This is a genomic window from Planctomycetia bacterium (assembly GCA_034440135.1).
GTDB lineage: Bacteria > Planctomycetota > Planctomycetia > Pirellulales > JALHLM01 > JALHLM01.
Genome location: JAWXBP010000518.1, coordinates 1 through 10,925, shown reverse-complemented (window position 1 = coordinate 10,925; position 10,925 = coordinate 1). Strand labels below are relative to the sequence as shown.

8 protein-coding genes are annotated in these 10,925 nt (G+C 61.0%); 4 read left to right on the top strand and 4 right to left on the bottom strand.

The genetic code is table 11. The features are described from left to right. From SGJ19_29210 to SGJ19_29195, 4 genes are all read left to right on the top strand, one after another. On the top strand, positions 1 to 373 hold a 373-nt coding region (locus SGJ19_29210), incomplete at its 5' end, for an LOG family protein (protein ID MDZ4784345.1). A 200-nt stretch (positions 374 to 573) separates the two neighbouring features. Continuing rightward, the gene (locus SGJ19_29205; GenBank protein MDZ4784344.1) at positions 574 to 2,343 is read left to right on the top strand and encodes a hypothetical protein; all 1,770 of its coding nucleotides are present in this window, start codon (positions 574 to 576) and stop codon (positions 2,341 to 2,343) included. A 309-nt stretch (positions 2,344 to 2,652) separates the two neighbouring features. Further along, positions 2,653 to 4,155 carry a vanadium-dependent haloperoxidase gene (locus tag SGJ19_29200; protein ID MDZ4784343.1) on the top strand — a complete coding sequence of 501 codons (1,503 nt, stop codon included), beginning with the start codon at positions 2,653 to 2,655 and terminating at the stop codon, positions 4,153 to 4,155. A 93-nt stretch (positions 4,156 to 4,248) separates the two neighbouring features. Next, positions 4,249 to 5,268 (top strand): hypothetical protein, encoded by a 1,020-nt coding sequence (locus SGJ19_29195; GenBank protein MDZ4784342.1) that lies wholly within the window; start codon positions 4,249 to 4,251, stop codon positions 5,266 to 5,268. On the opposite strand, the gene SGJ19_29190 is transcribed toward SGJ19_29195, so the two are convergent. The 4 genes from SGJ19_29190 to SGJ19_29175 all read right to left on the bottom strand — a co-directional run bounded on the left by SGJ19_29190 (position 5,224) and on the right by SGJ19_29175 (position 10,634). Beyond that, complete coding sequence (locus SGJ19_29190; protein ID MDZ4784341.1) at positions 5,224 to 5,904, bottom strand: FHA domain-containing protein; 681 nt, start codon at positions 5,902 to 5,904, stop codon at positions 5,224 to 5,226. The genes SGJ19_29195 and SGJ19_29190 overlap by 45 nt on opposite strands. A 282-nt stretch (positions 5,905 to 6,186) precedes the next feature. Then, positions 6,187 to 6,474 (bottom strand): hypothetical protein, encoded by a 288-nt coding sequence (locus SGJ19_29185; protein MDZ4784340.1) that lies wholly within the window; start codon positions 6,472 to 6,474, stop codon positions 6,187 to 6,189. A 35-nt stretch (positions 6,475 to 6,509) separates the two neighbouring features. Beyond that, on the bottom strand, positions 6,510 to 8,399 hold the full coding sequence (locus SGJ19_29180) for a thiamine pyrophosphate-dependent enzyme (GenBank protein ID MDZ4784339.1): 1,890 nt from the start codon (positions 8,397 to 8,399) through the stop codon (positions 6,510 to 6,512). Positions 8,400 to 8,627: 228 nt separating this feature from the next. Beyond that, the gene (locus SGJ19_29175) at positions 8,628 to 10,634 is read right to left on the bottom strand and encodes a 2-oxoacid:acceptor oxidoreductase family protein (protein MDZ4784338.1); all 2,007 of its coding nucleotides are present in this window, start codon (positions 10,632 to 10,634) and stop codon (positions 8,628 to 8,630) included. Between the last annotated feature and the right edge of the window lie 291 nt (positions 10,635 to 10,925).

The window sequence follows — 10,925 nt, the reverse complement described above, 5'->3', positions numbered from 1 at the left end:
GCCGGCGGAACAGCGACCGAATCCGTATATTACGCCGGAGCTGTGTTTTCAGTTTCGCTATTTTGCGCTCCGCAAGTTGCATTTCCTGTTGCGCGCGAAGGCGCTCGTCGTCTTCCCGGGCGGCTTCGGCACGTTGGACGAACTCACGGACGCCCTCACGCTCCGGCAGACGCATCGCATGCAGGAGATCCCGATTATCCTGTATGGTCGCCAATTCTGGGAGCAAGTGATCGACATCCAGTTTCTCGCCGACGAGGGCGTCATCGCCGACGAACACATCGACCTCATCGACTACGCCGAGACGCCCCAAGAGGCTTGGGACACCATCGTCCGCTTTCACGCTGAACGAGGGACAAAACCAGCCAACATTTGAAACGCGGAACTGGAGATGTTGCCCGCGAAACACGCGAAATGACGCGAAAAAAAAGTCCTATTGAACCTGCCGTTAACGTGACTTCGTGGACAATTCTCCGTTTCGCGTCATTTCGCGTGTTTCGCGGGCAACATCTCGGCGTATCAGCTACTCCGCGGTAAAGTTGTGTTGGATTTCGTATTCCCCATTCCTGGTGATTCATGCCGGCCCGGCTGACTGATACGCATCTTGCCGATCCGTGCGTGCCGTCGGCCTGGCGGGGCGTGTTGGAGGACTTGCGGGCGTTTCTGGATTGCGAAACGCGACTGCGAGCGCTGGAGCGGCCAAGTGAAGCCGCGGAGCAAGCGGAATTGACGGCGCTGCATGATCGGTTGGTCGCGGGGTCCGGAGGGCTGCTGGAACCGGCGGCCATCGACGAACCCGACTCGCCAGATTTGCGGCGCCTGCTATTGCGATCCGTGCTGGCGCTGGTCCATTTGAAGCAAGTCGTGGTGGCCGATCAGCCGGTACTGGACACGGCCGGCTCGCGGACGCTGCCGTTGTTCGAAGCGGATTTTTTTGGTGATGCATCGCAGGTCGCGGAGTTCATCGCCCGCGCGCAGCAACTGCTTGCGCTATCCGACGAGGACGTTCGACGCGAGTCCACCGAACTCGGTCGCGACATGCAGGATGCACGCCGCAAACAAGCGCTGGTGCGCGCCATGCGCGACGAGTTCAACTTGTGGCCGAACTCCGATCGTCTCCGCGAGGGAATCGTGGGGCTTTTCCAGGCGATTTATCCCGACGCGCCGGTTCCGCCGGAAGACATCGAAGTGGTCGTCACCAGTACGCTGGTGTTCTTTTGCCTGCCGTTGAGCGAGGACCACGAGTCGCTGACCAGCGAACGCTTTCGCCAACTGCCGCCGGATCGCCAGGCAACGGTGCGTGAATTCCTCGCGCACCAGAAGCGATTCTCTCAGGAGCGATTTGCCAGCTTTCCGGCGTTCGGTCATGTGGCGAGCGAACAACTTGACCGCGCGTTACTGGAGCGACTGGCGGCGCGAACGGGCGCGGACATCGCGACCATTCTCCAGGAATTGCCGCGACTGGTCACGGTGTTGCCGCAGGATCAAATCGAAAAGTATTTGATTCACGACGTCTGGGGCCATGGCTGGCAAGCCAGCATGTTGCGGTTCGACAATCTCTACGACGCGCTGGCACGTTTCGCAGATCCGCTGACATTGAACGAAGCGGCGGAAACCGCGTTCGTCCACGAATTGCGATTGAAAGACTGCTTTGTCGGCGCCGGGGATAGGCTACAGCTCGATGCGGAACGGTTTCGCGCGTTCGCCATTGCCGAGGTTTGCCAGCGGCTGCCGGTGGCGCTGTCGGCCGTGTTGGCGGAGATGCTGGCCGACGTGGCGGAATTCAAATTCCTGGCAGAACATCCCGATCGCGCCCCCTGGTTGCCGAGTTCCAGTCGCCTCTGGACGTACCCGGCAATGCTCGATCTCACGTTGGCGGATGTGCCCTTCTATTTTGGTCAAGCGACCAAGGTTTTTCGACTCTGGAGCAAGCAACCCGGACGTCAAGGAAAAGTAGTCGATGAGCTGGTGCAAGGCGGCGCAACGCCGGAAGCGGCGGCGCGTGCCGTCGTCCAGGCTGTCGCTATCTGGAGCGAATTGGAGACGGACTACTTCGCCCCGGAATTGCGCTGGAGCGACGACGGCGATCAACTCCGCGTAAACGCGTACACCCGAGTGCTGCTCAATTTCGTGGGCGTCCACCGGACGCTCTTGGAGACCTACCAGCAGCTTTCCGCGGTTTCGATGCGCGGGCTGCCGCTCAAGAGTTTCCGCGATTTGCTGGTGCTCTCCGCCAGCGTGTTTTTTGAAGCCAACCCTGCCCGCAATCTGTGGCGGGTCGATGAATTCTTGGCTCTGGCGCTACTGCCGTTTTGCCGCCAGCTGGTCATGTCTGATCGTGACTAACGATGCGGAAAAGGCACATTTTTGTCCCATCGGACGCCGATTCCGCTCGGTCCTGCGCGGATTCGCCCGGTTGGGGGAGTGCAAATTGTGCCCCTTCCGCTTATTCATCGGATCAAGCGAATTCTTCGCGCCGCAGGGTTGCAAAACATAAACTAAACTGGCAAGAATGGAGGGGTCGGGACCACTTCTCCATAGACCGCTCGTCCCGGCGCGTGAAGGCATCGGCTCATGCTCGGTCGACGCCACAAGGAGGTGGCGCGTTCGGTTTCTCCGGACGATTCCCATTGGCTCCCTCGGGGTGGACATCCCATGAAGCAATCAATCTTGTGCATCGTGCTCGCGTCGTGCGTGATCGTGTCTTTTGCGAACGCGGCGGATCCCCCCGCGACCGAAAAGCCGCTTCACAAATTTCTGCCGATCGCGGATAAGTCCAACGTCTCGCTGGCTTACCTTTGGCTGGATATCGCCGAAGAGGCCACGGCGCAGGACGTCGACCGTTACGGCGCGCGTCCGACGATCATTTCCCGCACGTTGGCCATTTGGGCGACGGCGATGTACGACGCCTGGGCCGCCTACGACGAGAAGGCCGTGGGCTCGCGCTTGGGTGGACAACTCCGCCGCCCTAAGTCGGAACACACGCTCGACAACAAGCAGGCTGCGATTAGCTACGCCGCGTATCATGCGCTGCTGTTTGTCTATCCGGACTCGAAAGATTACCTCGCGGGCGAGATGACGAAGCTGGGCTACGACCCGCTGTTGGTCTCGAAGGATCCGACCAAGCCCGCGGGGATCGGATACCTCGCCGCCCAGGCGTTGATCGAGTACCGCAAGCACGACGGCGCGAACCAACTGGGCGACGAGGCGGGCGGCGACGGAACGCCTTACTCGGACTACACGTTCTATCAGCCGGTGAATTCGCCGGACAAGATTCTCGACCCGGACCGCTGGCAACCGATTCCCTTCACGCGCGCGGACGGCAGCAAATTCATCGTCGATTTCCTCACGCCGCACTGGTATCGCGTGAAGCCGTTTGTGATGGAAAGCGGCGAGCAATTCCGCCCGGAACCGCCACCGCTGACCACGGACGGCGACGGCCGATTGAAGAAAGACGTCGATGAAGTGTTGGCCTACAACGCCAGCCTCACCCACGAGCAGAAGGCCGCCGTCGAATTCATGCGCGACGGACCGCGTTCCACCGGGCAGAGCGGGCACTGGTTGCGCTTCGCGCAGGACGTTTCCCGGCGTGACAAACACGATCTCGACCAGGATGTGAAGCTCTATTTCGTGATCGCCAATGTCGCCTCGGACGCCTTTATCTCCTGCTGGGAGACCAAGCGGGTGTACGACTCCTCGCGCCCTTGGACGCTCGTCCGGCACTATTACAAGGGCCAGATGGTGCGCGGCTGGGCCGGGCCCGAGGGGGGCGCGAAAATGGTCCCCGCCGAGGAATGGAGTCCCTATTCTCCGGCAATTTTCGTGACGCCGCCGTTCCCTGGCTATACGAGCGGACACGCCACCGTGAGCGGCGCCTGTTCGAAGGCCCTGGAACTGTTTACCGGCAGCGACGAGTACGGCTTCATGGAACAGCGCCGGCATTGCGAGCTGACAGAGAACGTACCTGGCGAAATGATGACGATCGACCTGCCAACTTGGAGCGCCACGGCCGAGATGGCCGCGCTCTCGCGTTGTCTGGGCGGTTACCACATCGCCACGGACAATAACGTCGGCCTGCGCGTCGGCCGCGAGCTCGCCGTCTGGAGTTGGCCGAAGTACCAGGCGTACTTCGACGGCACGGCGAAAGTGCGGGAGTAATCGGCCGAGTTACCAACGCTTCGTAATTGCGGCGCCATCGCGTATCCTGGTGGAAGTGGATTCGCCGAGCCAACAATTGTTTGACGCCGGGTGATGCGGTTGCTCGATCTACTAATGGTCCTGCTGTTGTCGGCGCATTTGATGGCGATGAATGTCGCCACCGCCGGGCCATTCGTTTGCCTTTGGCTCGGCTGGCGCACACGGCGCACTGGGGATGCGCTCGCTAGCACGACGGGCGAGTGGCTGGCGAGGATGTCGCTCATAGGGCTGACCTCCGGCATCGTGCTCGGCGGCCTTGTCCTTGGCGCCATCTACCACCACCGGCCGGAGCCGTTTCTGCGCGCGGCGGAATTGATTCCGCGCTCGCGTTATTGGTTCGGCATCGCCGAGCTGGTGTTTTCGTACCTGTTGCTCGTGGTCTATTTGGCCACGTGGCGGCGGTTCGCCGGCCGTTGGTGGCATGCGTTGATCAATCTGCTCGCCGCCACGAACACCATTTATCATTTTCCGCCGCTGTTCGCCGGCATCGGCGTGTTGACCACTCGGCCGGAGACCTGGGGCAAGCCGGAACTTGGCCGGCAAGAACTCCTGAAACTCTTCGCCGAGCCAGAGACGCTGGCCCGGGCGTCGCATTTCGTGCTGGCCTCGTTCGCCGTGACCGGCGTGATGTTGCTGGGCTTGGCGATGCGTCGCGCACGCGATGAATCCCAACGCGACGACGCGGCGCGGATTGGCGTCTGGGGCGGGTGGCTGGGGCTGGTTCCCACGGCGCTGCAATTGATGAGCGGGCTTTGGCTCCTGATGATTTCGCCCACACCGTTTCAAGCGGCACTCACCGGGGGCGATACCTGGAGCACCGTGCTTTTCGGCGTGTCGCTGTTGGCCGCCTTCGCCATGTTGCCACCGCTGGCGGCTGCGGCCTTTGGCGCCGCCCGGAGGCGGGACTACCTACGCGCGATGATCTTGCTCACCACGGTGATCGTCTGCATGGTGGCGGCGCGGCACCTCGCGCAACAGCGGATGTACGATCGCTTTGCTGCGCCGAAAGCTTCCGCTATGCGGAGCAATTTAGGAAGCGTCCGGCCGGGCGATGTCCCGCAGATACTGCGCTAAGCGCGCCTGCATGTCGAGCAGGTTCTGCCACTGCCGATCTTCTAGCACGATCGGCTGCGCGTGGTCGGGGCGCTGCACAGATTCCAACAGGTCGCGAATACGATAGTGGAAATACTCGACGAATTCCGAAAACTGCGCCGCCTGCCCCGGCGTTAAGCGTTCTGGTAATTCCGGCGGTTGCAGGCCGAGGAGCGTTGACTGATTCTCGGCGTCCGGATTCCAGTGCAACTCGAATTGCAGTTCAGGTTTTGAGAGCGCCGCCTCACCTTCCTTGGCGCCGACCGAACCGGAGCGCTTCGCGCCTTTTCCGTTGCGGGCTTCGGCCAATCGCTGGGCGATTTGATCCGGTGAACCGTACAGCAATCGCGAGCGGCCGACGCTGATCGTGTCGCCGTAGCGCAGGATCTTAAGCTGAATATCCTCGCCGTTGACCTTGGTTCCATTGGTGCTTTCCAGGTCGGTCAGCACGAGCTTGTCGCCGTCGTCCTGAATTTTCAGGTGAAACCGGCTGATCCGCTCGTCATTGAGCTGGACGGAGTTGCCCTCCTCGCGACCGATGGTGATCGGCGTGGGCAACAGTTCGTACGATCGCCCCCGATCGGCGCCTTCGAGCACTCGTAACGTCACCAAAGCCATGGATCGCTCATCGCACAGGGCCCTGTCCTTGGGCCTGGACCGCCGCGGCAAGTGTCTGTCCCAGCTAACCTTATAGCACGGGGTTTCCGCTCCGGTCAATTCGCTGACCGGACAAACCATTATACCCCGCGAAACCGGCCGGTGCTGCGCAGACCGTCGACAAAGCCATCGTCCGCCAAGCCCAGGAGGCAGGCCATCAAAAACTTGGACGAGTCCGCCGATTTCGTGAGTCTGACCCAGGCATAAAATGGGTTGCGTCGCTGTCTCCTGGCACGTTTCCCGCTATTTGGGCCGCCTCACCGACGCCGAGTGGTGAAACTCCGCCACGACCGCGTGGCTGTTGCCGGTCGCGAAATGCGTGACTACGATCTGCCCCGCGCGGCCGTCGGCCAATTGCAGACGGTAGACGCGCTCCAACACCAGCAGCGATTGTTCCTCGGTCGAGAGCGTCAGCCGGCCGGCTAGCCGCCACTCGTGCGCCCTGCCAGTGCAACGGTCCTCGTCCAATTCGCAGCTCAGATGCGCCAACCTCTCCCCGCCGATCAACAGCTCGCCGTCCAAGGCTTGCATGGTCTCATCCCCATCTCAAAAAACGCGTCGACACATCAATCCCACTGAATCAAACGTTCGGCCACGGCGCTGTTCACTGTTTCCAGCGTGGCCGGAATCTCGGTCGCGTCGTCCAATCGCAGCAGCACCGGCTGGAGCGAAGCGATCCGCCCGCCGATCCACTGTGCGCCATCGAAATAGCGGAGCCTGGCGCCCACGGCAAGGTTCGCCGGACCTGCAGGTTTCTCGCCATTGCCGTTCTTGGCCGCGGCCGGCTTTTCAGCCGCCGCGGGTTTCTTTCCCAGCACGCCAGCCAATTCCTGCAGGACTCGCCAATTCTCCGCGCGATCTTGCTTGGCCTTGAGCAACACCTCGCTGGGATTGCCTTGCTTGTCGAAGTGCTTGGAGAATCTCCCTTCGCTGCGGGCGAAGTCGACGAAATCGACTTGCTTCCCAGTCTTGGGGTTGATCCACCAGTCGTCGTTGACGGCCGGGTTGCCTTGCAACGAGAGCCGCTCGTGGATGGTGTTCCCTTTGCGCGGATCGTAAATCAACAGCGGGAACGCTCGGGTATCGACCGCCAACCGCGCTTGATCGGTGGCCATGTTGTCGCCGACGCCGTGCTCCGGCTGGCAGGTGGTGTAGCAGACCACGATGGCCGGGCCGTCGAACTCCAGCGCGTCGATAACCGAGCGATAGAAGTGATTGATATGTGCGCACGTCGTCTGCGCCACGAACGAGCGCGGGTGCATCATCGCGATCTGCGCGATTTCCTTGCGCCGTTCCTGTTTGCCAAAGATGGCTTTGCCGTGAACGCTAAACTTGGTGTTCTGGCCGGTGTAACTGCTCGTCGAAGCCTGGCCGCCGGTGTTGGAATAGACCTGCGTATCGAGCACGAAGACCTTGATGTTCGCGCCGGAAGCGAGCATCCGCGAGAGGGACTGGAAGCCAATGTCGAACATCGCGCCGTCGCCGCCGATGCACCAGAGCGGCTTTTTGTTCCAGCCCATCTGATCCCACCGCGCGCGGACGCCAAGCGCCATGGCCGGCGCGTTCTCGAACAGCGAGTTGGTCCACGGCACCAGGTACGGATTGTACGGATAGGTCGACGTGTAGACCGTGTTGCAGCCGGTGGCCGCGACGATGCCCCAATCGCTGTTGTACTTCGCGCCGGTCGCCGCGCACAACATACGCAGCGCCGTTCCCTCGCCGCAGCCGGCGCAACTGCCCGCGCCGCCGACGTAGACGTGCGTCTGCTCTTTGAGCATCATGTCGATCAGCAGGTTGTCGTTGATATAGCGCTCGTCCGAAGGGCCCATCTGCTTGAAGAAGCGATGGCTCTTGCGGATCGAGGTCATGTTGTCATCGGTCTTCTGGATCATCTCCAGCGCCAGGTCGTCGCAGACGGTGACGCACTCGGCGCAACCTTTGCACTTGCTGGGGTCGATAATGATCGAGAACATGCCCCCTTCGCCGACCTTCTTGGCTGGGCCTTCGTAATACTTCCGCGTCTTCGACCACTGCGCGCGGAACATCTCGCGATCGGCCGGGTCGTGAATTTCGGCGAGCCGCTTCTCGAACTCGCTTTCGCCGAGCACTTTGCCCAGGATTGCCGTATCGGGGCAGAGCGTGACGCAATCCATGCAGCCGGTGCAGTTGGAAGGCTTGTACTCCGGGATCTCCGGCGCGATGTAGCTGAAGTCGCGCAGTGTCGCGGTGCCGGCCGCGACCAGCGACCGGGCCAGACCCAACTCGGCCGGCATCTTCTTCTCCGCGGTCCCCTCTTCGTAGCCGCGAATGACGCGCTCGTTGAAATCGACGACATCCAGAATCGGCAGGTTGACCAACTTGTAGCCGGAGTCGACCAGCGTGCCGTAGCAGTTGTTGTTATAAGGATCGCGGTCATTCGCTGCGTTCATCGATTCGTCGCGAACATCAGTGGCCATGGGATCAGACCTTGGGGAGGGGGCGAGATTTCAGCAATTAAGATCCGCGAAGGTGCTGAGGGGGAAGTTCTAAATCTGAATGTCGAATCAAATGCAAATGTTCAAATGACGAACTGAAACATTTGACTTGATTTCCGGCACGGCCATTCGACATTCGGATTTGATTCGACATTCAATTTTAGAAATTAGAAATTCCTCCGCGCCTCTGCGGTTGAAATGGTTAACGCCTCATTTGTTCATCAGTTCTCGCGGCACTTCCAGCAGTTCGCTGTAGCCGCGCTTCACGCAGTTCAGGTTGTCTTGCACGACGCGTTCGCCGCGTTTGCCGAAGTATTTTCGCAAGGCCTGTTCGACGCCCGCGTAGACTTGTTCGGCGGTCATGTTGCTCTTGCGGCCGTACGGCGTCAGCTTGAGGAACGCGCCCAACAGCACGATGCCCTGCATCCGCATCTGCAAATCCGCCAGCGACGCCAATTCGCGGGCGATCTGCACCATGTCGATGTAGTACACATGCAGGTTCTGCTCCCGGATGAATCGCTGTTGATGCACAGGAATGCGCTGCCAGACGTCGACCGGATTCGTATATGGCGACTGCATGACGATCGCGGCTTCCTTGACGAGTCCTTTCAATGGATTTCCGCTGAACAGCGCCGTGGTGTCATTCAGCACGACAAGGTCGACCTGTTCCAGTTCGCTGTGGAGCAGGATGTGATTCTCGGCGATTGACAGGTAGTACGTCGTCGGCAGTCCCTTCTTTTCGGAGCCGTACTTCGGGTACGCCTGCACGTCCTTGCCGAACACATCACCCGCAATCGTGGCGATCACCTTGTTCGTCGTCACGGAGCCGAAGCCGCCGATGGAATGGCCGCGCATGCTGAACGTGCCCGATTCGCGCAGGTCGGGATCTTCGGTCACCTTGAGCGCCAACGGATGATCGATGCCCACGCAGAAATAGTCCTGGCCGTCGTGGATCATGTTTTCCACGATCGCGATGATGTCCCCCGGCCGCACGTCGCGGCTGCCGAGGCCCGCGGAGCCGGAATAAATCTGCGGGATGCGCTCGATCTTCTCTTGTCCGTTCTGCCCGGTCATCGCGTCGCAGAGGGCCGCCTTGATCTCGCGCGTAAGGTGATTCCCTGTCGTGGAAAGCGGATCGTCCATTCGTTCCAGCACAGAAAACGCCCGGCAATCGCGGAGGGCTTCGACAATCTGTCGCGCTGGGAACGGTCGGAAGCAGCAGACGTTCAAGCAGCCGACGTCGATGCCGCATTGATCGCGCAGATAGTCGACCGTGGCGCGGACGGTCTCCATATAACTACCCATGCCGACCAGGATGTATTCGGCGTCGGCGCAGCGATACGGTTCGACGAAGTCGTACCGCCGTCCGGTCTGCTGATAGAAGGTCTCGAACGCATCCACGAGCGCCGGCGCCACGCGATCGTAGTACCAACGTTGGGCGATCTTCCCCTTCATGTACGAATCCTGGTTCTGCACCGTCCCGGACATGAGCGGGTTTTCCGGATCCATCAGGTTGAACAGCCGTGCGCTCGGCGGGCCGAGAAACTCCTTCATGAATTCATGCTCAGGCAAGTTCACCTTTTCCACGGTGTGCGTGGTGAGGAACCCATCCTGTACGTTAAAAAACGGCGTATTCGAGGCCTCGGCCGCGCGCCGCGAAATGAGACACAGGTCGCCGGCCTCTTGCGCGTTACGCCCAAACAGCATGCCCCACCCCACATCGGCGACGCACATCACATCGTCGTGCCCGGCATGGACGTTCAACGCATGGCTCGTAAGCGCACGAGCGCCGATGTTCATCACCACCGGCAAGCGTTTGCCGGAGATCGTGTAGAGCACTTCCTTCATCAACACGAGCCCTTGCCCGGAGGTGAAGTTGGTCACTCGCCCCCCGGCGGCGGCAAAGCCTTCGCAAAACGTCGCGGCGCTGTGCTCGCTTTCCGGCTCGAAGAAGATCAGCGAATCGCCCCAGAGATTCTTCGCGCCGTTGGTGACCGCTGTGTCATATCCGCCCCCCATCGTGGTCGAACTGGTGATGGGATAAGCGCCAGCCGCTTGCGTGACCGCGATTTCCACATGCACGACTGCTTCGGCGCCGTCGCACGTAGTGGGAATCCCCGGATAGGGAAACGCGCGGCCGGCGCCGTCGTTCGCCTCGCGCGGCGAACGATCGTCGAAGGGCGAACCGGAGCGCGGAATGGTAGCGCCTTGACTCATCACGAAACTCCCGAAGGAAGTGCCAGAAACTGGCGAGAGACTGCGAAGACGGCGTTTCGCGTCGTCGCTGCGCCGCGATCGGCGCGCGCTGTGGGCACATGGGAGCGCCAAAGCGACGTTCCATTCAGACCGCGAGCGTAATGGGTATAGATTCCCATACAGCCCACTCATAAGTGGACGCACGACACGACTGCGAAAGAGACCGCCTATCGACTCGTCGAACGCCGCGGTGGGCGTCGCTCGACGCGAAAACGCAGTTTGCAGATGAGAAAAGTGTGCCGCTTCCCTAAG